Genomic DNA, 23083 nt, shown 5'->3' with positions numbered 1-23083 from the left:
CAATCCACACCGAACCCGGAAGGCCCTCACCCGTTCAAACACCCCGACGGTGCATGTCACCTGTCACCAACGTGCCGGGACAGCACACCTAGGGCTAGGGACCCGCCCGCCCCGTCACCGGAACACCCACCCACGCCGGAACACCCGCCCACGCCGGAAGGCCAACCCATCGGAATGCCACCGGCCCCCGGAACGTTCTTCGAAGGGACCGCAACCACCACCGGCCCCCGCCTCTCCTCTCCTCTCCTCTCCTCTCCTCTCCTGGAGCACGATCCTGATGCTGTTCTCCCGCTTCAAGACCCACCTCCCCGCCCCCGAGGAAGCGCTGAAGGGCCGCCCGGAGCGGGACTTCACCGTCCCCGACCGGCACACCGTCCTCGGCAACCCGCTGCTCGGCCCGTACCCGGACGGCCTGGAGATCGCCGACTTCGGGCTGGGCTGCTTCTGGGGCGCCGAGCGGAAGTTCTGGCAGACCGACGGCGTGTGGACCACGCTGGTCGGCTACCAGGGCGGCCACACCCCGAACCCGACCTACGAAGAGGTGTGCAGCGGCCACACCGGCCACACCGAGGCCGTCCGCGTCGTCTTCGACCCCAAGGTCGTCCCGTACACCGCCCTGCTGAAGCTCTTCTGGGAGTCCCACGACCCCACCCAGGGCTTCCGCCAGGGCAACGACATCGGCACCCAGTACCGCTCCGCCATCTACACCCACTCCCCCGCCCAACAGCAGGCCGCCGAAGCCTCCCGCGACGCCTACCGCACCGTCCTGCACTCCTCCGGCTACCCCGACCCCACCACCGAGATCCTCCCCGCCACCCCCCGCCCCTTCTACCCGGCGGAGGCGTACCACCAGCAGTACCTCGACAAGAACCCCGCCGGTTACTGCGGGATCGGGGGGACGGGGGTGTCGTGCCCGGTCGGCGTGGCCCCGGCCGGCGACTGACGGCGCGACGCAGACCGGCACCGGCCGGAAGCGCTCGTTCTCGTGGCTCGGGGCAGGCGGGTCTCGAACCTCGCTGCCCCGGGCCCGAGTTGGGGGGCAGTCGCGAGAGCTCGGACGCTTCCTGTCAGTGGCCGGGGCTACGCTGTGGGGTGTGGTCGCGGTGTGGTCTTCAGGGGGTGCGCGCGGTGTCGAAAGCGTCTGAGTTTCGTGGCTTCGATGTGGCGTGGCGGGGTTACGACCGCCAGCAGGTGGATCTCTGTCTCAAGGCCCTGGCCGAGGCCGACGCGCCGATCGGCCCGCCTCCGTTCGGGGTCGTGCGGCGGGGCTACGACCGTCGGCAGGTCGATGCGCGGATCGAGGAGCTGTTGGCGGACAAGGCGGACAAGGGCGCCGGGGGCTGACGGCCCCGGCCCGCGCCCCACGTGTACGGCAACGGGGCGGCGGTCAGGGGTGGTTGTGGCTGCGGTGGAGGCGGGCTTCCAGGTGGTTGATCGCGAGGTTGGTGAGGGCGATCAGCAAGGTGGTCAACAGGGCCGGTAGCCAGGGGTGTTGGACGTGGAGGCCGGGGGTGAAGGCTTCGACGAACAGGGTGGCCAGGAAGGTCGTGGCGGCCGAAAGGGCCATCTCTGCACGGTGCTTGGCCTTGGGCGAGGGGAGGGCGAGGCGCAGGGCCAGGCGTACGGGGTAGGCGAACGCGCCGGCGAGCAGGCCGCAGGGCAGGAGGAGTAGGGCTGCCCAGATGAGGGGGCCCGTGCCGTCGGCTTCGATCAGGTTGCGGGACAGGTAGCCGATGGTCAGGACGCCCGCCAGCACTGCCGCGGCCACGAGGGCGAGTACGCCGAGGCTCAGGCCGGCCATGCCGACGGCGGCGAGCGCTTTGCCGCGCGGAGGGAGGGAGGCCCAGGTGGGCTCTTCGTCTGGGCGTTGGCGTTGGGGGTGCACGGTGATTCCTGGGGCGGCCGAAGGGGTCAGGTGCGTGGGGGACGTTCCGGGCGGTGGAGGTGGGCGCGGTCGGCGGCGGTGGTGCCCTGGTGCCAGCCGGCGGCGTCGCGGATGCCGCGGAGGCGGACCGGGGCGGTGTCGGGGAAGAGGGCGCCGGCGGTCTCCTCGACGGCGAGTTCGCGGGCGGCGAGGACGGGCAACAGCCGGTCCTCGGCGGCGGGTTCGGCGGTGGCCTCGGCCGTGGCGGCGGCGGTGGCCGCGGCCAGGCGGGTGCGGATGCGGTCCGCGTACGCCACGAGGAAGGTCTGGCGGAAGTCGCGGGTGCGGCGGGAGCGGCCCCGGGCATGGTGGTCGTCGGCCGCGCGCTGCATCGCGGCGGTGGCCTGGAGGAGCAGCGAGGCGTGCAGCAGCTCGGTCGCCTCCAGGTCGGGCGGGAAGCCGACGACGGTGGAGAAGCCCAACTCGGCGGCCCAGACGGCCTGGCAGCGGTTGGCGGCCGCGACGGCGTCGAGGAGCAGCGCCTTGCCCTGTTCGTAGGGGCCCTCGATGCCGATGCGGAGCGCCGTGGGTCCGTCGGCGGGCGGGGCGCCCTGGGGGCCGTGAGCGGGGGCTAGGAGGGCCTCGTCGATGCTGTGACGGGCCATCAGTTCCTGGGCCTTGGCGGAGAGCGCCTCGGCCTCCTCGGCGAAGGTGGTCGCCTCCGCCTTGGCCAACAGGGCGCGGATCCGGGTGAGGAGGCGGGGCGCGGGCCGTTCGCCGGGGCCGGTCGGGCCGGCCGTCGCGGGCGGGGGCGGCAGCGGGGTGATCCTGGGGAGCCGGGCAAGCAGGCGGAGGGTGCCGAGGACGTCGTAGGCGGTCTCGAAGCGGGAGGTGCGGCGGCGGGCGGCCAGCGCGTCCAGGTAGGCGGGGTCGCGGTCCCACCAGACACGGACGTCGAGGCGCTCCAACTGGGCCTGCCAGCGCGGGCCTTGGGAGGTTTCGGGCGGGCGGGGGCGGCGCGCCGCGTCGGCGGCGATGGCGTCGAGGACGAGGGCGGCCGGTGCGGGGGTGGCGGCCTCCCGGCGGACGATGCGTTCCAGGTCGGCGGGTTGCCAACCGCCCCTCCAGCAGCGGTGGACGGCGTCCGCTGCGGCCTCGACGACGACGGCGCTGATCGCCTCCCAGCCGGGGGCCGCGGCGGTCAGCATCGAGGCACCGGCCTCGATGGCGTCCTCGGCCGCGGTCCCGTCCGCCGCGTAGCGGACGCTGCCGAGGACGGTGCCCAGCAGTTCGGCGGCCTGGCGGGCGGCGTCCGGGGCGGGGCCGGCCTCCGCGTTGCCCGGGCCCGTACGGCCGGCACCGGGGCCGCCCCGGGTCGCGCCGCCCGTCTTGGCCGCCCGGTCACGGTCCCCACTCCGGCCGTTCCGGCGCCGCTTGCCGCCCCCGTTGTCCACGTGCTCGTTCACCCGGCCACTGTACGGACGGCCGGGACGGTGCCGGTCGGGCGCCCGGTCGCGCAACGGCCGGCGCCCGGCGCCTCGCCTTTACAGCGGGGCGCCGGGCGCCGGTCATCGAGAGTCATGCGCGGTGCAGGGGCGTCACTGCGTCGGTCTCAGACCGCGCTGCCGGCCACCCACTGCGACCAGGACATGTTCCACCCGTTGAGGCCGTTGTCCGGCTTGATGGTCTTGTCAGGGGAGTTGACCACCTTGACTACGTCGCCGAGCTGCGAGTGGTCGAAGAACCACGCGCCGTTGGTGGACGGGTCGTTGCCGCCCTTGACGTCCTTCAGGCCGATGCAGCCGTGGCTGGTGTTGGCCTTGCCGAAGATGCCCTTGCCCCAGTAGTTGCCGTGGATGAAGGTGCCGGAGTTCGACAGCCGCATGGCGTGCGGGACGTCGGGGATGTCGTACTCGCCCTTGCCGTCGTTGTTGGTGAAGCCGACGGTGGAGCCGTCCATGCGGGTCTGCTTGAACTTCTCGGAGATCACCATCTGGCCGTTGTAGGTGGGGTGTTCGGCGCTACCCGAGGAGATCGGGATGGTCTTGATGGTCTTGCCGTCGCGGACCACGGTCATCTGGTGGGTCGCGGCGTCAACGGTGCTGACCTGCGAGTGACCGACGGTGAAGCGGACGGTCTTGTTCTGGATGCCCTTCACGCCCGGGGACGCCTCCACGCCGTCCAGGGCCAGCTTCATGGTGACCTCGGAGTTCGGCTTCCAGTAGCCCTGGGGGCGGAAGTCCAGCCGCTTGTCGCCGAACCAGTGGCCGACGACCTGCTGGTTGCTGCTGGACGCGACCTCGATCGCCGACTGGACGGCCTTGCGGTTCTTGACCGGCTTGTCGAAGTTGATCGACACCGGCATCCCGACGCCGACCGTCGAGCCGTCCTCGGGAGTGAAGTTCCCAAGGAAGCTGTTGCCCGGCGAGACCGTGGTGAAGGTGGCGTTCTCCACCGCGGTGCGGCCCTGGCCGTCCACCGCGTGCGCGGTGATCTTGTAGGTGGTCGCGCGGGACAGCGCCTGCTTGGGCTTCCAGGAGGTGCCGTCGGCGGAGAGGGTGCCCGGGACGGTCTTCTGCTGGGTCTTGTCGGTCTGGTGCGTGACCACCGTGGTCATGGTGACGTCGGTGAGCTTGCCGCCACCGGCGGTCACCTTGACCGCGTTGAGACCGGCGTCGGTCGAGCCGTCCTTGGGCGTGATGGTGATCTTCGCCTGGGAGGCGTCCTGCGCGGCGGCCTCGTCCACCTGCTGGGTGTTCTCGTGCTGGGTCTCCTGGCGACCGCTCCCACCGTCGCCGTGGCCGGTGGCGCTGCTGGCACCACAGGCGGCGACCGTGAGAACGCCGCCGAGCAGCGCGGCACTGGCTATGAGGCCATTGCGGCGCTTGCGGTCCGTCATCACACGCTTCTCCATTGCTACTGACTTCTGCGAAAAATCCCCGAGCGAGCCGCCAGCTGAACGCGGGCAAAACTGGGCGCAGGCATTCCGGCCGCCTCCCATTGGAACGCTATTTCCGTTTCGCCCGCCTCATTCCTGGCGTAAATGTGGGGAACGACACGCAATAGCGCCAAAACGACCTTCGCCCGAATAATGACCCAGAACGCGCATATGACTGCGGAGCGCTGTTTCCCTTACCCCCGCTTCACTACGTCACCGCACTCCACGTCACGACGGCCCGACCGGATAACGACCGCGCGCCGAAGACGTCATCGGCCCCGGACGACGCCGTCGGACCGGCCCGTACACGACATCGGCCCCCGCACGACACCGGGTCGTGCGGGGGCCTGGGGGCTGGTGTTGCGCGGAGTGCGCGGGGTGCGCGGGCCTCGACGAGGCGGTGGGACGGGACGGTCAGCCCTCCCCGTCCGCGTCGTCCGCGAGGTCCCACTCCGCCGCGTCCCACTCGGCGTCCGGGTCGTAGTCGGTCATCTCCTCGCTGCTCCAGGACGCCTGCGCGAGTTGGGTGCCGGGCACCCCGGTGACCAGGTCGAAGGGGTCGACGAGGTGGGCCAGCGCCTCCGCCGGATCGTCTCTGACCGTTTCCAACGACTGCCTGCGTTCGTCGTCCGGGAGCGCGGGGTCGTCGTTGAGGCGGTCGACCGCGGCGCCGGTCAGCCGGGCGGCGTCGGTGACCTCCATGACGAGTTCGACGTGAAGCCGTACAAAGCGTGATGTCTCACCATTGCTCATGTCCGGAGGGTAAGCACGACCGGGTCCCGACTACCGCGCGACCCGCGGCGGTCACTAACATCTGCGGTCAACGGCCAATTCGCCGAACCCACAAGGGGGATAGCTTTCGTGACCGCACGTCGACCACTGCTGACCGCCGCTGCCGCGGGATCGGTGCTGTTCGCCCTGTGGTTCGTGCCGTCCGCCAACGCGATCGTGGGAGTTGACGGGGAGCCACATTCCGGCCCCCGTGCAGAATCCGCAACGACCGGCGTCGGACGGGCGAATGTATCGGACGCGGCCGACCCGAAGGGGCATTCCGGCAAGGCGTCCGCGGAAAAGAACTCCGGTGCGCAGAGCGCGAACCGCGGCTCCACCACCACCCGGCCCGACGGCGGCCCGCACCACTACCTCGCCGACACCGGCAGCCCGGACACCACGCCCTACGCGGTGGGCGGCGCGGCCTTCCTGGCGCTCGGCGCCGCGCTGGTCGGCTACTCCGTGCGCCGCACCCGCGACGGGGCGGCCTGAGCCGGCAGCCGCACCGCCGGCCAACCGACCGCCCGGCGCCGCGCCATGACCCCCGCGCCGCCCCTTACGACAGCATCAAGTCAGCGCCGGTCAGCCCGCCTTCACAACACTTGACCGCAGGCCCCCGTCCGACGGCCGGCGACCGGCGACCGACCAACCGCCACCGGCTGCCGCACGCCACCAACGGACGGCGGCAGCCACCCCGACCGCGGCATCTCGCCGCCCACGGCCGGGAGTTGACGCGCTGCCAGGCCACCCGACGCGGCATCAGGCGACCTGACGCAACCGCAACGTCAGGCAAGCTCCCCGGTGACCGACTCCGCCGCCGCCACCAGCTTCCCGTCCCGGACGAACGCGTACGCCGCCTCCAGGTCCGGCGCCAGGAAGCGGTCCTCGCCCGGCCCCTGCACGCCCGCGTCGCGCAGCGCGGCCAGCACCGCCCGGGTCGCCGGCGCGGGCGTCAGGCCCTCCCGCAGCTCGATGGCGCGGGTCGCCGCGTAGAGCTCGACGGCGAGGATGCGGGTGAGGTTGTCCACCGCGGTGCGCAGCTTGCGCGCCGCCGACCACCCCATCGAGACGTGGTCCTCCTGCATCGCGGACGACGGGATGGAGTCCACCGACGCCGGGGCGGCCAGCCGCTTCAACTCGCTGACCAGCGCGGCCTGGGTGTACTGGGCGATCATCAGGCCCGAGTCGACGCCCGGGTCGCCGGCGAGGAAGGCGGGCAGCCCGTGCGAGCGGTTCTTGTCCAGGAGGCGGTCGGTGCGCCGCTCGGCGATGGAGCCGAGGTCGGCCGCGGCGATGGCCAGGAAGTCCAACGCATAGGCCACCGGCGCGCCGTGGAAGTTGCCGTTGGACTCCACCCGGCCGTCGGGCAGCACGACGGGGTTGTCGACGGCGGCGGCCAGCTCCCGCTCGGCGACCAGGCGGGCGTGCGCCAGGGTGTCCCGGCCGGCGCCAGCGACCTGGGGCGCGCAGCGGATCGAGTAGGCGTCCTGGACGCGCGGGGCGTCGTCCTGGTGGTGGCCGGTGAAGCCCGAACCGGCAAGGAACGCCAGCATGTTGGCGGCCGAGGCGGCCTGCCCGGGGTGCGGGCGTATCGCGTGCAGCTCGGGTGCGAGGACCTTGTCGGTGCCGAGCAGCGCCTCCAGGGAGAGCGCGGCGGTGAGGTCCGCCGAGGTGAACAGGCGGGCCAGGTCGGCGCAGGCCATCACCAGCATGCCGAGCATGCCGTCGGTGCCGTTGAGGAGCGCCAGCCCCTCCTTCTCGCGGAGCTCGACGGGCGCGATGCCGTGCGCGGCCAGCAGCTCGCCGGACGGCCGGACGACGCCGTCGGGGCCCTCCGCCTCGCCCTCGCCCAGCAGCGTCAACGCGCAGTGCGAGAGCGGCGCCAGGTCGCCGGAGCAGCCGAGCGAGCCGTATTCGTGGACGACCGGGGTGATGCCGGCGTTCAACAGGGCGGCCATGGTCTCGACGACCACCGGGCGGACACCGGTGTGCCCGGAGGCGAGCGTCTTCAGCCGCAGGAACATCAGGGCGCGGACCACCTCGCGCTCGACCCGGGGGCCCATGCCGGCCGCGTGCGAGCGCACGATGTTGCGCTGGAGTTGGGCACGCAGCTCGGGGCTGATGTGGCGGACGGCGAGGGCGCCGAAGCCGGTGGAGACGCCGTAGACCGGGTCCGGCTTGGCCGCCAGCTCGTCGATGAAGGCGCGGGAGGCGGCGACGGCGGTGCGGGCCTCTTCGGACAGCTCGATCCGGGCCGCGCCGCGGGCCACCGCGATGACGTCCTGTGCGGTGGTGCCGGACGTCCCCAACACCACAGTGTGCATATCCATATTCAGGCACCCTAGAGACTGAATCTTCGGATGTCACCACCGGATTCCGGGTTCATCCCTTACCGATCTTCACCCGGGCCGGGCCGCCCCGACAGCCGGCCCGCCTCACCTCCGGAACCTCCGCCGCTCCGGCCCGGACCGCGGCTGCGGCGAGTCCGCCAGCCGCACCACCGGGTCCTGCGCGCCGCCGTGCCGCCCGGCCACCACCGGCTCGCCGGACTGCGCCGCCTTGGCCCGGTACTGGGCCGCGTCCGCGAGCCGGAAGAGCCGACGGGCGCTGCGCACCGGGCCGATCGGGTCGCCGGTCGAGGCGACCCCCACCGCGACCCCCTCGCCGAGGTCCAACTCCGCGGCCCGCGCGCACAGTTCACCGGCCACCTTGACCACCTCGTCGGACTCCGGCCCGACCGCCAGCAGACAGAACTCGTCCCCGCCCAGCCGCGCCGCCAGCGTCCCCGGCAGCATCGCGCCGCACAGCGACAGCACCGAACCGAAGCGCTCCAGGAGCCGGTCGCCGACCGCGTGCCCGCGGGAGTCGTTGACCCGCTTCAGCCCGTTCAGATCGCACACCACCAGGCTGACCACCAGGCCGCCGGTCCGGTGCTGCTCCAGCGCCTCGTCCAGCCGCATGTCCACCGCCCGACGGTTGGCCAGCCCGGTCAACGCATCGGTGAACGCCAGCCGGCGGGCCTCCGCGAGCCGCTCGGTCTGCGCGATCCCGGCGGCCGCGACGGCGGCCAGCACGGTCGCGAAATCGGCGTCCGCCCGCCCGAACACCGGCTCGCCGGCCGGCCGCGCCACATACAACTCGCCCCACGCCCGACCGTGCAGCACGATCGGGGCCACCACGCAGCACCCCCGGCCGCGCCGCCGCAGCGCCGCCACCCGCTGGTGGTTGTACGGACCCCGGTGCCGCGCGCCCCCCATCCCGTCGTCCGGCTCGCCGTCGGCGACCTCCACCCAGGCGTTGGGCTCCCCACCGCCGGCCCACTGCTCGTGCAGAAACCCGACGATCTCCGGGAACTCGTGCACCGGATACGCCTCGTCGTCCGGGAACTCCCGCTCCCCCGCGGCGAGTTCACCGACGTTCGCCAGCACCCGAAGCTGTCCCAGCTCGCGCTCCCACTTGGAGATCGCCGCGAAGGAGCCCCCCAACGCCTGCCGCACCCCCTGCGCCGCGGCCCGGGCCGCCTCGCGCAGCGTGGGCGCGGCCGCCATCGCCTGGGCCAGCTCCACCACGGCCCGAAGCCTCGCGTCACCCTCGCCCGTCACCGGATCCTCACATTCCGTCACCGTGAGCACGCTCTGTACTACAGCGTAGGAATGATTAACCCTCTTCGCCCCTTCCGCCGGTCAACGACCACCGGAAGGAGCGGCCCCGGGGCTCACTCCCCCGGCCAGTCCGGGTCCCGCTTCTCGTTGAACGCGGCGACGCCCTCGGCCCGGTCCCCGGAGAACGCCACGCTCCGCCAGGCACCGTCCTCAAGGTCCAACCCGGCCCGCAGGTCCAGCCCCTGCCCCAGCCGCATGGCGCGCTTGGCGGCGCGCAGCCCGACCGGCGAATTGCGGGCGATCGTCGCGGCCAGCGCCAGCGCCTCGGCCCGGTCCTGCCCGTCCGCCACCAGCCGGTCCACCAGCCCCAGCTCGGCCGCCTCCGCGGCCGGCACCCGGCGCGCGGTGAAGACCAGTTCGGCCGCCCGCGCCGCCCCCACCCGGCGCGGCAGCAACTGCGTCCCGCCGCCACCGGGAATGACGCCCACCGACACCTCCGGCAGCCCCACCACCGCACTCCCGTCCGCGACGATCAGATCGCAGGCCAGCGCCAGCTCGTAGCCGCCGCCGAGCGCGAAGCCATGGACCGCGGCGATGGTCGGCACCGGCAGCTCCAGCACGCCGGTGTACGCGGCGCGGGCCCGCGGGCGCTGCCGCATCAGCTCCGCATCCGTGAAGGAGTTCCGCTCCTTGAGGTCGGCGCCCACGCAGAACGCCCGCTCGTGGGTGGAGGTGAGCACCACCGCCCGTACGGAACGGTCGGCGGCCAGCGCGGCGCACGCCTCCGCCAGCGCGTCGGCCATCGCCGTCGACACCGCGTTCATCGCCTTCGGCCGGTCCAGGACCAGCTCCGCCACGAAACCGTGGCGCTCGACGCCGACCCACTCCTCCGCGCCGAACCGCTGCATTCCGCTCATACCGCCCTCCCGATTGCCGGTTAACGCTCGTTGACCTGATCGCCCGAGGATCATGTCAGCTCGCGGCGGTTTACGGCAGGGGCCGACCCGGCCGGGCGCACCTCACCCGCGCCGGGTCAACATCCACGGCTCGACGACGCCCAGCCCGCGCACCGGCCGCTGCCACATCGGCTGCAACGCGAAGCGGTAGGGGGGCGGGGGGCTGCCGGTGCCCTCCTGGGCGGCCTTCTCCGCGGCCGCGGCGTCCGCCTCGGAGACCGGTGCATCGCCGGTGCGCCCCAACTCCTCCGCGAACGCCTCGTCCACCAACACGGCGTCCCGCGGCGCTATCGAGGTCAGCCGGCTCGCCAAGTTGACCGTCGTCCCGAAGACATCGCCCATACGGGTCGTGACCGTGCCGAACGCGATGCCCACCCGCAGCTCGGGCATCGTCTCGTCGTGGCCCATCGTCTCGATGAGCCGCAGCCCGATCTCGGCGGCCACCCCGGCGTCGTCCGCCGCGAACAGCACCTCGTCCCCGAGCGTCTTGATGAGTCGCCCGCCGTGCGCGGCGACCAGGTCCGCGGCGGTGGTCTCGAACGCCTCGACCAGCTCGCCGAGTTCCTCCTCCTCCAGCCGCCGGGTCAGCCGCGTGAACCCGACCAGGTCGGCGAAGCCGACCGCCAGCCGACGGTCCACCATCTCCGCGTCGTCCTGGGCCTGGACGACGCGCCCGGTCGCCGCGGCGAGCTGCCGCCGCCACACGTAGACCAGGAACTCCTCCAACTCCGGGAGGAGAAGCTCGACCAGCGGGTACGTGATCTCCGTACGGGTCAGGCCGGAGTCCTGGGGCTCGGTCAGCCCCTCCAGGAAGGAGTCGATCTGCCAGTCGGCCAGCCGGGCGGTGGTCTGCCCCGTGGAACGGGCGACCTGCACGGCCATCGCCTCGCTGAGCAGCCCCGCCTCGACCAGGCCGGCGAGCCGGCGCAGGGCCAGCACGTCGGCCTCGGTGAGGGCCTTGACCTGGCCGATGTCCGCGAAACCCATGGCGCGCCAGAAGCGCGCCGCGAGGTCCATGGAGACGCCGGCGCTGCGGGCCGCCTGGAACGGCGTGTAGCGGCGCTCGGCACCGATGATGAGCTGCTCCAGCTTCACGGCGATGTTGTTCTCGCCGTTGCCCTCGCCGTTGCTCTCTCCGTCGCCTTCGGCGCTGGTCGTGCCGCCGCCTTCGCCGCTGCCCTCGCCGCCGTTGGCCGTGCCGCCGTTGGCCGTGCCGTCGCTGCTTGCGGGATCACCCGTGGGCTCGCCCGCGGGGGCCTCGCCCACCGCGCCGCCCTCGGCATCCGCCCCGCGCGGGGTGGCCCCCGAGTCGTCCGCGGTCACCGGCCACTCCCTGTCCGATCCCTGCGCACTGCCCTTCCGATCTGCCCGCTCGCCCGTGATCCGCTCCCTGACGGACCGCCTCAACGATACGGCAGGTGTGCTCTGCCTCACGTGGTCGCTGCGCTGGCTTGCGGCCCACGTCGTGGTGACGGCGCGTTCGTTTCCCGCCGGATGCTGTCGGTTGGTCGTTGCGCGCCGTGGCGGCGGGGTGTGTTTTGTGGTCGCCCCGCGTTGTTGGCTGGCCGGTTTCGTGGTGGCTGGGGTGGCCTCGCCCACTCTTCGGTGGTGGGGGTCGGAGGGGATGCCCCGGAGCCCGTCCTCGGTGCGGGCGCCTCTGGTCAGTCAGATGACGCATACCCGGGGCTTTGCTCCAGATCCTGCGGGCGGGCTCCGGGGCATCCCCTCCGACCCGGCGCCGTGGGCGGCTTTCCCACCGCGTCGGTTCCGGGTCGGCTACGTGTTCGCGTCCCCTGGGTAGCGTTGCCGGCCGCGGCCCGGCGGTCGTCTTCCCGACTGGCCCGGCGGTCGTCTTCCTGCTGTCGCTGACTGTGGGGGCGTATCCCCAACCCTCCTCACCACCCCCACCCACTCGACTACAATCCGTAACGGAACGTGGAACTCCCCACCCCTCCGCGTTCGTTGCCGGATAAGAGGAGGCGGCGGCGAGCAAGGCAGCGGACCATGCCCGGCCCGCGGGCGCCCCAGAGCCGCAATCGTGGGAGGGGAATGGGAGGAGATCGTGGGAGGGGCAAGGGCCATGCGTAACCGCTACGCGTAACCGTCGCCCGTTGCTGGGCGCAGGTGGACGATGTCGCCGGCGTCGACGGGGTGTTGGACGCCGTCGGCGGTGGCCAGGATGAGGCGGCCGTCTCCGTCGAGGGCGACGGCCTCGCCCTCGACGGAGCGGTCGCCGGGGAGGATCGCCCGCACCTGGCGGCCCAGCGTCGCGCAGCCCGTCGCGTACGCCTCCTGGAGGTGGCAGGCGGCCGGGTCGCCGTCCGCCGCCTGCCACTCGCCGTACCAGTGCTCCAGGGAGCGGAGGACGGCGCGGAGCAGGGGGTCGCGGTCGGTGTTGGGGGCGCCGGCGAGGGCGAGCGAGGCGGCGGTGGGGACGGGGAGTTCGTCGGCGGTGAGGGTGACGTTGAGGCCGATGCCGAGGACGACGCCGTCGGCGGCGCGTTCGGCGAGGATGCCGCCGGTCTTGCGCTCGGTGCCGTCCACGGTGACCAGGACGTCGTTGGGCCACTTCAGGGCGGTGTCGACGCCGGCGGTGCGGGAGAGGGCGGTGGCGGTGGCCACGCCGGCGAGGAGCGGGAGCCAGCTCCAACGGACGGCCGGGACCGTGGGGGTGAGGTAGACGGAGACGAAGAGGCCGGAGCGGGGCGGGGCGGACCAGCGGCGGTCCAGGCGGCCGCGGGCGGCGGACTGTTCCTCGGCGACGAGGACGGCGCCCTCGGGCAGGTCGCCGGCGGCGGCCCGGTCCGCGAGGTCGGTATTGGTCGACCCGGTGGTGGGGACGACGTCCAGGGAGGACCACAGCGAACCGGGCCGGACGAGGGCCCGGCGCAGCGCGGGGGCATTCAGCGGCGGGCGACCCAGATCGCTCCAGCGACCGGCGTCTTTGTCCCGGTTTTCCGGTGGTTGAGGCGTCATGGTCACAGCCTAGGGTCTGTCCGATGGGTCAGGGTCGGGTAGGCCGGGGCGTCTGGTGCGGTGCATCGCAAGGCGCCAAAGCGCCCCGATAGCGGAGCTATTGGGGCGGTTTGGCGACGCCGCGAGGTGCCGTGCCAGGCGTCGCGGCCCCGGCCATGACCCATCGGACAGACCCTAGGTGTGGTCAACGACGCAGTGCCGCAGAGCAGTCCCGCCGATACGCTACGAGGCGGTAGCCACACCCGTACCTCCCTTTCGTACGAGTGCCAGTCCAGGACGAGCAGGAGCCGCATCCCGATGTCCGAACCGCAAGCGAACATCCACACCACCGCGGGCAAATTGGCGGATCTGCAGCGGCGGATCGAGGAAGCCACACATGCCGGCTCCGCCCGCGCGGTGGAAAAGCAGCACGCCAAGGGGAAGTTGACGGCGCGTGAGCGCATCGACCTCCTCTTGGACGAGGGCTCGTTCGTCGAGCTGGACGAGTTCGCGCGGCACCGGTCGACGAATTTCGGGATCGAGAAGAACCGGCCGTATGGGGATGGCGTCGTCACCGGTTACGGGACCGTCGACGGGCGGCCGGTGTGCGTGTATTCGCAGGACTTCACGATCTTCGGCGGCTCGCTCGGCGAGGTCTACGGCGAGAAGATCGTCAAGGTGATGGACTTCGCGCTGAAGAACGGCTGCCCGGTCATCGGGATCAATGACGGCGGGGGCGCCCGGATTCAGGAGGGGGTGGCCGCCCTCGGGCTGTTCGCGGAGATTTTCCGCCGCAATGTGCACGCGTCGGGCGTGGTGCCGCAGATTTCCCTGATCGTGGGTCCGTGCGCGGGCGGTGCGGTGTATTCGCCGGCCATAACGGATTTCACGGTGATGGTCGACCAGACCTCGCACATGTTCATCACCGGGCCGGACGTCATCAAGACGGTCACCGGCGAGGACGTCGGCTTCGAGGAGTTGGGCGGGGCCCGGACGCACAACACCACCTCGGGCGTGGCGCACCACATGGCGGGCGACGAGAAGGACGCCATCGACTTCGTCAAGAGCCTGCTGTCGTACCTGCCGTCCAACAACCTCTCGGATCCGCCGGCGTTCGCCGAGGAGGTGGATCTTGAGGTCTCGGACGCGGACCGCGAGCTGGACGTGTTGATCCCGGACTCGGCGAACCAGCCGTACGACATGCACACGGCGATCGAGCACGTGCTGGACGACGGTGAATTCCTGGAGACCCAGGCGCTGTTCGCGCCCAACATCCTGACCGGGTTCGGGCGGGTGGAGGGCCATTCGGTCGGCGTGGTGGCCAACCAGCCGATGCAGTTCGCGGGTTGTCTGGACATCAAGGCGAGCGAGAAGGCCGCGCGGTTCGTGCGGAGCTGCGACGCGTTCAACATCCCGGTGATCACGTTCGTCGACGTGCCGGGGTTCCTGCCGGGGACGGACCAGGAGTACGACGGGATCATCCGGCGCGGCGCCAAGTTGATCTACGCGTATGCGGAGGCGACGGTGCCGTTGATCACCGTGATCACGCGGAAGGCGTTCGGCGGCGCGTACGACGTCATGGGGTCCAAGCACCTGGGTGCGGATCTGAACCTGGCGTGGCCGACGGCGCAGATCGCGGTGATGGGGGCGCAGGGTGCGGTGAACATCCTGCACCGGCGGACGCTGGCGGCGATCGAGGATCCGGCCCAACAGGACTCCCGGCGCCAGGAGTTGATCCAGGAGTACGAGGACGCGCTGCTGAATCCTTACGTCGCGGCCGAGCGGGGCTATGTCGACGCGGTGATCATGCCGTCGGAGACCCGGCGGCACATCGTCCGCGGGCTGCGCACGCTGCGCAACAAGCGGGAGGCGCTGCCGCCGAAGAAGCACGGCAACATCCCGCTGTAGTCCGCGTTGGTGCCCGTCGGAGGAGGTCGGTTGTCGATGATCAAGGTGGTGCGGGGCAATCCCACGCCGGAGGAGTTGGCCGCCGCGCTGGCGGTGGTGAAGGCGCGGGCGGCGGCGGTGGCCGCGGGTGGCGCGCCGGAGGCGGGTGGCCGGGGAGGCGAGTGGGCGGATCCGGCGGCGACGGTGCCGGCCCGGTCGCGGTTGCCGCATCCGGGGCCGCGGGCGTGGCGGACCAGTTATTGGCCGCGGTGAGGTGCTGACGGTGACCGTGTGGCGTGGGTCGCCGCGCGGTGCGCCGGGGGTCGGTGCATGGCGCACTGACTAGTCCTCCGCGGTGCGGCGCCTGAGTACGCGTACTCAGGCGCCGTTGCCGTTGGGGGCGGGAGGATCGAGGCCATGCTGTGGTCCGATCCACCCGATGAACCGCCCGAGGAGCTGCGCGAGGTGCAGGCCAAGCTCCGTCGGATGGGCATCGTGCTGGCCACGGCGATCATGGTGGGGACGTTGGTCGTCGTGATCAAGTAAGGGCTCCACGCGATGCCTCTTTGGGGCGGCCGGTTCCCCCGTTTCCATCGGGCCGCTGTCACTTCCGTCACGTGGGTCTCGTCACGGCTTGCAACCGCAGCGGCCGAACACGCATCTTTCTCTCTCGACAGTGCAATTCGGGCACCCGGCCGCGGTGATCTTCAGCGGCCGGCCGGCGGAGGGGAGTTCATGAACAGGCCACTCAGACACATAGCCGTCTTCTGCGGGGTGTTGGTGGTCGCCCTGCTGGTCCGGGTGACCTGGGTGCAGTTCGTGCAGAGCGATCAGCTCGCGAACGACGAGCACAACCGGCGGGTCAAGATCGAGGCGTACTCGTATCCGCTGGGCAACATCATCGTGGGCGGCAAGCCGATCACCGGGTCGGTGGAGACCAGTGGTGACTTCAAGTACAAGCGGACGTACACCGACGGCGCGATGTACGCCCCGGTGACCGGCTACGCCCGGCAGGCGGCGGGCGAGACGATGCTGGAGGGCGTCTACAAGAAGGTGCTCAACGGCAAGGACGACCGGCTCTTCTTCAACCGGGCGCGCGGGATGCTGACGGGCGAGAAGCCGCGCGGCGGCGACGTCCTCACCACGATCAACGAGAAGGCGCAGAAGGCCGCCTACAAGGGGCTCACCGATCTGCACGCCAACGGTGCGGTGGTCGCCCTGGACCCGCGGTCCGGCAAGATCCTGGCGATGGCCAGCACGCCGTCGTACGACCCGTCGACGTTCGCGGGGCTCTCGACCGAAGAGGGCAAGAAGTACCTGGCGCTGGACGCCGACAAGAGCAAGCCGATGAACAACCGGGCGCTGCGCGAGATCTACCCGCCCGGCTCGACGTTCAAGGTGCTCACCGCCGCGGCGGCCCTGGAGCACGGCACGGTCACCGACATCAACGCCTCCTCCGGTGCCCCGGCGCCGTACACCCTGCCGCAGACCCGTACGCAGGTCGGCAACGACGTGGTGGGGGCGCCGTGCGACAAGGCGTCGCTGAAGACGGGCATGCAGTGGTCCTGCAACAACGTCTTCCTGGACGCGGCGCACAAGTTGGGCACCGACAAAATGCGGGAGACCGCGGAGAAATTCGGGTTCAACGCCGAGCAGTTCACTCCGGTGCGTTCCGCGGTGAGCGGTTATCCGAAGAAGCTCGACCAGCCGCAGACCGCGCTGACCGGTATGGGTCAGGGCAGCGTGACCAGCACGCCGTTGCAGATGGCGATGGTCGCCGCGGGTATCGCCAACAACGGCAAGGTGATGAAGCCGTACATGGTCGAGGAGTTGCGCGGTCCGGACCTGTCCACGATCGAGAAGATCGACCCGAAGCCGCTCCATCCCGATGACCCGCAGGCGGTTTCCAAGGACACCGCGCAGAAGGTGCAGGAAATGATGGAGTACACCGTTTCGGACGGCACCGCGTCGAAGGCGAAGATCGACGGGGTGACGGTCGGCGGCAAGACCGGTACGGCACAGCACGGCGCGAACGTGAACGACGAGCGGCCGTATGCGTGGTTCGTCTCGTACGCGAAGCTGCCGGACGGCAGTTCGCCGGTGGCGGTGGCGGTCTTCGTCGACCCGAAGGACATGAGCATTCCCCGTTCGGAGATCGCCGGTGGAAAGCTGGGCGGGCCGATCGCGAAGTCGGTGATGCAGGCGGTGTTGAACAAGGGCTGACGCGGGCTGCGGAATGCGGCGGGCCGGGCGGCCGGGAAAGCGGAGAAATCAGAGAAGCGGGGAAGCAGAGAAATCGCCTCCCGCACGTACCGGGCCCGGTCCGCTGGCCTTCGTGGCCTCCGTACGATGGCGGGCATGACCGAAGCTCCGCGCGCCCGCCGCCTCATCCTCGCCTCCCAGTCCCCGGCCCGCCTCGGCCTGCTCCGGCAGGCCGGCCTGGCGCCGGAGGTCGTGATAAGCGGGGTGGACGAGGACGCGCTGACCGCCGCCACCCCCGAGGAGCTGGCACGGGTGCTGGCCGAGGCGAAGGCCGAGGCGGTCGCGGCCCGCCCGGAGGCGGCGGGCGCGCTGGTCGTCGGCTGCGACTCGGTGCTGGAGCTGGACGGGCGGGCGCTGGGCAAGCCGGCGGACGCCGAGGACGCCACCGCCCGGTGGAAGGCGATGCGCGGCCGGTCCGGGGTCCTGCGCACCGGTCACTGCGTGATCGACACCGCGTCCGGCCGGCGGGCCAGCGCCACCGCGTCCACCACGGTCCGCTTCGGCGAGCCGAGCGACGCGGAGATCGCCGCGTACGTGGCCAGCGGTGAACCGCTGTACGTGGCCGGCGCGTTCACCCTCGACGGCCGCTCGGCGCCGTTCATCGACGGGATCGACGGCGACCCGGGCAACGTCATCGGCCTGTCGCTGCCGCTCCTGCGCCGCCTGCTGGCCGACCTGGACATCGCGATCACGGATCTTTGGGCCTGAGGGGGCCCGCGCCTCACCGGTTGAGGTCGAAGACGGGCACCCCGCGCCCCGCGTACTCCTTCGGTTCGACCGTGGCCACCAGCGCGTTCGCACCCCACTCGGGGAGGTGGCGGGCGGCGTGGAGCGCCGCGCCGATGCCCACCGGGACGCCGTCCCGGTGCAACTGGGCCACCGCCAACGTCGCCGGGTAGTCCAGGTCGACGGTGTGGATGACCTCCAACTGCCCGACGTGCTCGGCGAGCCCCGGGTGTTCCCGGTCGGCTTCCAGGAGGGACAACACCGGTGCCCACAGGCGGGCGTCCGACTCCAGATGGGCGCGGTGGATCAGCGCGGAGACCTGGCGGTTGCCCGCCAGCGCCGTGAGCGTCGGGGTGTCGAGCACGAGGTGGTGCCAGATCACGTGGCTGCTCCCGACTGTTGCGCGAACGCCTCCCGGAGCCGGGCGCCCATGGCCGCGCTCTCGTCGTCGCTGACCTCGACGCCGAAGTGCTCCGCGAGATAGGCCCGAGTCCGCTCCGCCTGCTCCCGGCGCTCCTCCTCGGTGAGGGTCTCCTCGGCGAACTCCTGCACCAGCGCGCGGATCGACGTTCCGCGGGACTCCGCGATCACCGCCAGCCGGTTCCGCACCTCGGCGGACACTCGAATCATCGCATCAGACATAGCTGGAGTATACGTCGATGTATACAGGAGTGGGGGCCGACGACCACCCCCTCAGAACACCGGTAGCGCGTACAGCGACCGGCCGTTGAGGGCGAAGACGCGGTTGCCGTCGGCGACCAGCCACTGGCGGTCGGCCCGGGGCAGTTTGTACGTCCACACGCCGCGACCGTCCGTCGCGCCGACCGCGTTGACCTCGTAGAAGCCGTCGCCCTCGATCGTCCACAGGCCCTGGCCCTGGAGGACGACGGGGGTGCTGATGTTGGACGCCCCCAGGATCTGGAAGACCTTGCTGCCGTCCTTGGGGCTCCACTTGTTGGGGTAGGTGGACTTCGAGTCCAGGTATGCCTGGCAGGTGGCGTAGAGGGCGTCGTCGGTGGCGGTGACCGGGCTCCACTTCATGCCGGGCTCGTTCATCAGGCTGCGCCTGCGGACCGTCCACAGTTCCTTGCCGTCGGTGATCCGACGAGCCGTCATCGAGAGGCCGTTGAGGTAGACGGTGTTGCCGTGGCAGGTGGGGCGGACGAAGTCGTCGGACTGGTGGCGCAGGTCCCATGTCCGGCGGCCGTCGGCGGTGTCGACGGCGAGGACGTTGCCGTCGTTGGTGCCCAGGACGAGGCGGCCGTGGGCGACGACGCCGGGCGGGGTGAGGGTGGTGCGGAACGGGGCGTCCAGGGGCGCGGTCCAGCGGATCCGCGCGTCCGAGCGGCCGATCGCGCGCAGTTGGTGGTCCTTGGTCAGGACGTAGACGGCGGTGTCGTCGGCGGCCAGCAGGAGCTCGGCGCGGGCGTCGGCCGTCCACCGGGGTTCGCCGGTGGACGGGACGAAGGTGCGCAGCGTCCCCGCGGCGTCGACGGCCGCCAGCAGGCGGTCCGAGAGGGAGAGGTAGCGGCCGGTCGCCTTGATGTCGCGGGCGGCCCAACGGCGTTTGCCGTCCACGACGTTGTGGGCGGCGATCCCGCCGTCGACGGCGCCGAAGACGATGACGTCGCGGACCGGGAGCGGGGCGGGGGTGTCGTCGGCGAGGACGTCGAGCGGGCCCCAGAGGGCCTTGGGCTGGCCGCCGACGATGTAGTCGCCGTCGTCGGCGTTCAGGGCGTGGGCGGTGGGCGTGGCGACCGCCGGTGGGAAGGCGAACAGGTCGGTCGTGGGCGCCGGTTGGCGCTCTCGGGGCCACCACAGGGCGGCCGCGCCGCCGCCGGCGGCGAGCACCGCCCCGCCGGCCGCGAGACCGAGCACCATCCGGCGCCGGGACACCGGGGTGCCGGCTTCCGGGGCGGCGGTGAGCGTGGTCAGCTCGCGGACGGTGGCCTCCCGCTCGGCGACCTCTTGGGCGATCGGGCCGCGGCGCCAGGCCCGGTCGGCGCCGCGGGGCGGGGCGAAGGCGGCGGCGACGTCCGCCGGGGCGGGGCGGGCGGCGGGGTCCTTGGCCAACAGCGGTTCGATGAGCGGGCGAAGCGGTGCGGGCACCCTGCTGGTGTCGGGCGCGTCGTGGACCACGGCGTACTGGACGGCGGCGATATGGCCGCCCTCGAAGGCGCGTCGGCCGCTGGCCGCGTAGACCAGGACGGCGCCGAGCGAGAAGAGGTCGGCGGGCGGGGCGACCCGGTGGCCGAGGACCTGTTCGGGGGCGCCGTAGCCGGGGGTGACCGGGATCTGGCCGGTGGTGGTGAGGGTCAGGCCGTGTTCGGGGCGGGCGATGCCGAAGTCGATGATGCGGGGGCCGGACGAGGTCAGCACGATGTTCGGCGGCTTGAGGTCGCGGTGGATCAGGCCGGCGGCGTGGATGTCGGCGAGGGTGCGGGCCAGGGACGCGGCGAGCGCCCGCACCGCGGCCTCGTCGAACGGGCCGTGCGCCTCGACGGCCTGGTCGAGCGTCGGCCCGGCGAGGAACTCGGTGGCGATCCAGGGGTGTTGGCCCTCGGTCTGGGCGGCCAGGACGGCTGCGACGCCCGTGCCGGTGACCGCCCGGGCGGTCCCTGCCTCGCGGATGAACCGGCTGGCGAGGTGGGTGTCGGCGGCGAGTTCGGGCCGCAGCACCTTGACCGCGGCGACCGTGCCGGCCGCGTCCTGGCCGATATAGACCTTGCCCATGCCGCCTTCGCCGAGCACGCCGAGCAGCCGGTACGGGCCGAGCCGCAGAGGGTCTCCGGTGTCCAGGGGTTTCATGGGCGGGGGCTTTCTGATGCGGCCGGCGGGGGCGCCGGGGCAGTGGGGCGGGTCACCGAAGCGGGAACGCGGCGAGGAAGTGGCCGCCGACCGCCAGGACGGTCTTGCTGCGCTCGTGGGCGGCGAAGCGGTCCGCGGTGGTCTTGTAGGTGTGGGCGGTCAGGTGGCTGGTGAGCGAGACCGCCCGCAGGACGCCCTCGGCCTTGCTGTGGACGTAGAGGTGGCCGGGGCCGACGACCGGCGGGTCCTGGACGGCGGACCGCCCGGCGTCGCCGCCGAGTTGGGTCCAGCGGACCGCGCCGGTGGTCGCGTCGCGGGCGACGGCGCCCAGGCCCTGCTCGACGGCGTAGAGCGTGCCGTCCTTGAGGGTGGGCGGGCCGTAGGTCTTGCCGGCGCGGGTGGCGGAGCTGTCCCAGGCGGGGGTGCCGTCGCTGAGCCGTAGGGCGCGCAGCGGCCCGTTGCCCAGGTAGAGGTGGCGGGCGTCGGTGGCCAGTTGGGGGCGGACGGCGTCCTTGCCGACGGGCAGCGGCCGGTCCCAGAGGAGCTTTCCGGTGCCGGTGTCCCGGCCCTGGGCGCGGATCGTGCCGTCGTTGGTCTCGAAGAGCAGCAGCAGGCGGTCGGCGGTGGCCTTGGCGGCCGGGAAGTACAGGCGGGTGGAGCCGACGTACTTGCCCTTGGGCGGGCGGGGCGGCAGCGGTTGCCGCCAGCGGACCGTGCCGTGGCTGCGGTCGACGGCGGCGACGTACCAGGTCTGCTTCTCCGGCTCGAAGTAGATGTCGTTGCTGCGGCCGGTGCAGGCCGCCAGGTAGAAGGTGTCGGCGGTGACGGCGAGGAGTTGGTTGAGCCAGAGGACGCCGTTGAAGTCGGCGAGTTCGAGGGCCGGGTCGCCGGCCTTGCCGGTGGTGGGGTCGAGGGTCTCGATGCGCAGCGGGGCGTTGGCGCCGGCGTGGTCGATGACGGGCATCCGGAAGAGGTGGCCGCCGTCCCAGGCGGTCTCCCAGCTTCCGCCGCCGTCGGTGACCCACGTGACGTTCCCGTCGGCCGGGTCGAAGGCGGCCAGGCCCGCGGAGGCGAAGACCAGCCCGAGGTCGCCGAGGGCCGCGGGCGGCGCGGGACTGCCCGGCCCGGCGGTCGGGTCGGGCTCGGCGATCTGCTTCTGCCAGAGGGAGTCCAGCTTCTTCTTGGCCAGCGGGGGGACGCTGGGGCCGGGCTTCGGCTTCCGGTACGGCGACGCGTCGAGGGCCCGGTCGCCGGAGGAGAGCCAGGCCCACAGTCCGGCGCCGGCGCCGGCCAGGCCCAGGGCGGTGCCGGCGCCGGCGGTCAGCAGGCCGCGGCGGGACAGCCGGCCCGGTGCCGGGGCGCCCGGGGTGGGCGACAGCGTGGCGGCGCCCTCGGGGGCCGGCAGCCGCTCCGGGGGCGCCTGCCAGACCTCGCTCGCCCGGGCGCCGATCAGCGCCAGCAGGTGAGCGGGGAGGCGGTCGACGAACTCGCCGTCGGTGAACTCCCCGTCACCGCCGGAGAGTTGGCCGGCCAGTTCGGCGGTGGTGGGGCGGGCGGCGGGGTCCTTGGCCAGGCAGCGGGCGAGCAGCGGGGCCAGGGCGTCGGGGGTGCCGGTCAGGTCGGGGTCGGCGTAGCGCACCCGGTAGAGGAGGTCGGCGGGCGCCCCGCCGCCGAACGGGCCGCGGCCGGTGGCGGCGAAGACCAGCACCCCGGCGAGGGCGAAGACATCGCCGGCGGGGGTGTGTTCCTGCCCGGACGCCTGCTCCGGCGACATGAAGGCCGGGGTGCCGACGGCGGCGCCGGTGTGGGTCAGCCGGGCGTCGCCGAGGGCGCGGGCGATGCCGAAGTCGATGACCTTCGGGCCGTGCGCGGTGACCATGATGTTGGACGGCTTGAGGTCGCGGTGGACGACGCCGGCGCGGTGCAGTTGGCCGAGCGCCCCGCACAGCGCGGCGCCGAGGGCGCGCACCGCGGACTCGGGCAGCGGGCCGCCTCGCTCCACCGCCTCCGTGAGCGGCGGCCCGAGGACGTACTCGGTGGCCAGCCAGGGGGTTTCGGCGGCGGGGTCGGCGTCCACGACCTTCGCGCCGTGGCGCCCGCCGATGACCCGGGCGGCGTCCACCTCCAGCCGGAAGCGGGTGCGGTAGGCGGTGTCCCGGGCGATCGGGGCGTGCATCGTCTTGACCGCCACGGTGCGGCCGCCGGGCGAACGGGCCAGGTAGACGGTGCCCATGCCGCCGCTGCCCAACCGGGCGAGCAGGCGGTACGGGCCGAAGCCGGGCGGGTCGTCGTGGGTGAGCGGGAGGGGCACGGG

General features: G+C 72.5%; 21 protein-coding genes. 8 read left to right on the top strand and 13 right to left on the bottom strand.

The features are described from left to right. The first annotated feature begins 277 nt into the window (after positions 1 to 277). Together msrA and ACFVFQ_RS28665 are read left to right on the top strand one after the other, a co-directional pair. Positions 278 to 943 (top strand): peptide-methionine (S)-S-oxide reductase MsrA, encoded by a 666-nt coding sequence (gene msrA / locus ACFVFQ_RS28670; protein ID WP_383421275.1) that lies wholly within the window; start codon positions 278 to 280, stop codon positions 941 to 943. Between the two features lie 185 nt (positions 944 to 1128). Beyond that, the gene (locus tag ACFVFQ_RS28665; protein WP_383421272.1) at positions 1129 to 1344 is read left to right on the top strand and encodes a hypothetical protein; all 216 of its coding nucleotides are present in this window, start codon (positions 1129 to 1131) and stop codon (positions 1342 to 1344) included. 43 nt (positions 1345 to 1387) lie between these two features. Here the strand turns inward: ACFVFQ_RS28665 and ACFVFQ_RS28660 are convergent, their stop codons facing one another. From ACFVFQ_RS28660 to ACFVFQ_RS28645, 4 genes are all read right to left on the bottom strand, one after another. Beyond that, the gene (locus ACFVFQ_RS28660; protein ID WP_383421269.1) at positions 1388 to 1885 is read right to left on the bottom strand and encodes a hypothetical protein; all 498 of its coding nucleotides are present in this window, start codon (positions 1883 to 1885) and stop codon (positions 1388 to 1390) included. A gap of 26 nt (positions 1886 to 1911) precedes the next feature. Continuing rightward, complete coding sequence (locus ACFVFQ_RS28655) at positions 1912 to 3330, bottom strand: DUF2786 domain-containing protein (protein ID WP_383421263.1); 1419 nt, start codon at positions 3328 to 3330, stop codon at positions 1912 to 1914. A gap of 146 nt (positions 3331 to 3476) precedes the next feature. Continuing rightward, positions 3477 to 4763: an Ig-like domain-containing protein gene (locus ACFVFQ_RS28650; RefSeq protein WP_383421260.1), complete on the bottom strand. Its 1287-nt coding sequence runs from the start codon at positions 4761 to 4763 to the stop codon at positions 3477 to 3479. Positions 4764 to 5216: 453 nt separating this feature from the next. Beyond that, complete coding sequence (locus tag ACFVFQ_RS28645) at positions 5217 to 5555, bottom strand: hypothetical protein (protein ID WP_383421257.1); 339 nt, start codon at positions 5553 to 5555, stop codon at positions 5217 to 5219. 108 nt (positions 5556 to 5663) lie between these two features. On the opposite strand from ACFVFQ_RS28645, the gene ACFVFQ_RS28640 reads away from it, so the two are divergent. Then, positions 5664 to 6065 (top strand): hypothetical protein, encoded by a 402-nt coding sequence (locus ACFVFQ_RS28640; RefSeq protein ID WP_383421254.1) that lies wholly within the window; start codon positions 5664 to 5666, stop codon positions 6063 to 6065. Between the two features lie 293 nt (positions 6066 to 6358). Here the strand turns inward: ACFVFQ_RS28640 and hutH are convergent, their stop codons facing one another. The 5 genes from hutH to ACFVFQ_RS28615 all read right to left on the bottom strand — a co-directional run bounded on the left by hutH (position 6359) and on the right by ACFVFQ_RS28615 (position 13107). Continuing rightward, entirely contained in the window at positions 6359 to 7903 is a 1545-nt protein-coding gene (hutH, locus tag ACFVFQ_RS28635; protein ID WP_383421251.1) for a histidine ammonia-lyase, read from the bottom strand. Between the two features lie 105 nt (positions 7904 to 8008). After that, positions 8009 to 9121: a diguanylate cyclase domain-containing protein gene (locus ACFVFQ_RS28630; protein WP_383421304.1), complete on the bottom strand. Its 1113-nt coding sequence runs from the start codon at positions 9119 to 9121 to the stop codon at positions 8009 to 8011. Between the two features lie 167 nt (positions 9122 to 9288). After that, entirely contained in the window at positions 9289 to 10083 is a 795-nt protein-coding gene (locus tag ACFVFQ_RS28625) for an enoyl-CoA hydratase/isomerase family protein (protein ID WP_383421301.1), read from the bottom strand. 111 nt (positions 10084 to 10194) lie between these two features. Beyond that, positions 10195 to 11454 carry an adenylate/guanylate cyclase domain-containing protein gene (locus tag ACFVFQ_RS28620; RefSeq protein ID WP_383421248.1) on the bottom strand — a complete coding sequence of 420 codons (1260 nt, stop codon included), beginning with the start codon at positions 11452 to 11454 and terminating at the stop codon, positions 10195 to 10197. 768 nt (positions 11455 to 12222) lie between these two features. Then, complete coding sequence (locus ACFVFQ_RS28615; protein WP_383421245.1) at positions 12223 to 13107, bottom strand: biotin--[acetyl-CoA-carboxylase] ligase; 885 nt, start codon at positions 13105 to 13107, stop codon at positions 12223 to 12225. Positions 13108 to 13404: 297 nt separating this feature from the next. On the opposite strand from ACFVFQ_RS28615, the gene ACFVFQ_RS28610 reads away from it, so the two are divergent. The 5 genes from ACFVFQ_RS28610 (at position 13405) to ACFVFQ_RS28590 (ending at position 17943) form a co-directional block, all read left to right on the top strand. Continuing rightward, positions 13405 to 14994 (top strand): acyl-CoA carboxylase subunit beta, encoded by a 1590-nt coding sequence (locus tag ACFVFQ_RS28610; protein WP_383421242.1) that lies wholly within the window; start codon positions 13405 to 13407, stop codon positions 14992 to 14994. 36 nt (positions 14995 to 15030) lie between these two features. Beyond that, positions 15031 to 15246 (top strand): acyl-CoA carboxylase epsilon subunit, encoded by a 216-nt coding sequence (locus ACFVFQ_RS28605; protein ID WP_383421298.1) that lies wholly within the window; start codon positions 15031 to 15033, stop codon positions 15244 to 15246. 144 nt (positions 15247 to 15390) lie between these two features. Then, positions 15391 to 15519, top strand: a complete 129-nt coding sequence (gene mmpB / locus ACFVFQ_RS28600) for a morphogenic membrane protein MmpB (RefSeq protein WP_366331187.1) — start codon at positions 15391 to 15393, stop codon at positions 15517 to 15519. Positions 15520 to 15708: 189 nt separating this feature from the next. Next, positions 15709 to 17196 carry a peptidoglycan D,D-transpeptidase FtsI family protein gene (locus ACFVFQ_RS28595; RefSeq protein WP_383421238.1) on the top strand — a complete coding sequence of 496 codons (1488 nt, stop codon included), beginning with the start codon at positions 15709 to 15711 and terminating at the stop codon, positions 17194 to 17196. 135 nt (positions 17197 to 17331) lie between these two features. Continuing rightward, positions 17332 to 17943 (top strand): Maf family protein, encoded by a 612-nt coding sequence (locus ACFVFQ_RS28590; protein WP_383421235.1) that lies wholly within the window; start codon positions 17332 to 17334, stop codon positions 17941 to 17943. Between the two features lie 13 nt (positions 17944 to 17956). Here the strand turns inward: ACFVFQ_RS28590 and ACFVFQ_RS28585 are convergent, their stop codons facing one another. From ACFVFQ_RS28585 to ACFVFQ_RS28570, 4 genes are read right to left on the bottom strand one after another with little or no spacing between them, the layout of a single operon-like run. Continuing rightward, positions 17957 to 18343 (bottom strand): hypothetical protein, encoded by a 387-nt coding sequence (locus tag ACFVFQ_RS28585; protein WP_383421232.1) that lies wholly within the window; start codon positions 18341 to 18343, stop codon positions 17957 to 17959. After that, the gene (locus ACFVFQ_RS28580; protein ID WP_383421229.1) at positions 18340 to 18603 is read right to left on the bottom strand and encodes a hypothetical protein; all 264 of its coding nucleotides are present in this window, start codon (positions 18601 to 18603) and stop codon (positions 18340 to 18342) included. The genes ACFVFQ_RS28585 and ACFVFQ_RS28580 overlap by 4 nt, the downstream gene beginning before the upstream one ends. 51 nt (positions 18604 to 18654) lie before the next feature. Next, the gene (locus ACFVFQ_RS28575) at positions 18655 to 20769 is read right to left on the bottom strand and encodes a PQQ-binding-like beta-propeller repeat protein (RefSeq protein ID WP_383421226.1); all 2115 of its coding nucleotides are present in this window, start codon (positions 20767 to 20769) and stop codon (positions 18655 to 18657) included. Positions 20770 to 20821: 52 nt separating this feature from the next. Continuing rightward, positions 20822 to 23080, bottom strand: coding sequence for a protein kinase (locus tag ACFVFQ_RS28570; protein WP_383421223.1), 2259 nt, complete (start codon positions 23078 to 23080; stop codon positions 20822 to 20824). Positions 23081 to 23083: the final 3 nt, after the last annotated feature.

Source organism: Streptomyces sp. NPDC057743 (genome assembly GCF_042798755.1).
Lineage (GTDB): Bacteria > Actinomycetota > Actinomycetes > Streptomycetales > Streptomycetaceae > Streptomyces.
Note: the sequence above shows the minus strand (reverse complement) of the source record. Positions and strands in the feature narration are given on the sequence as shown.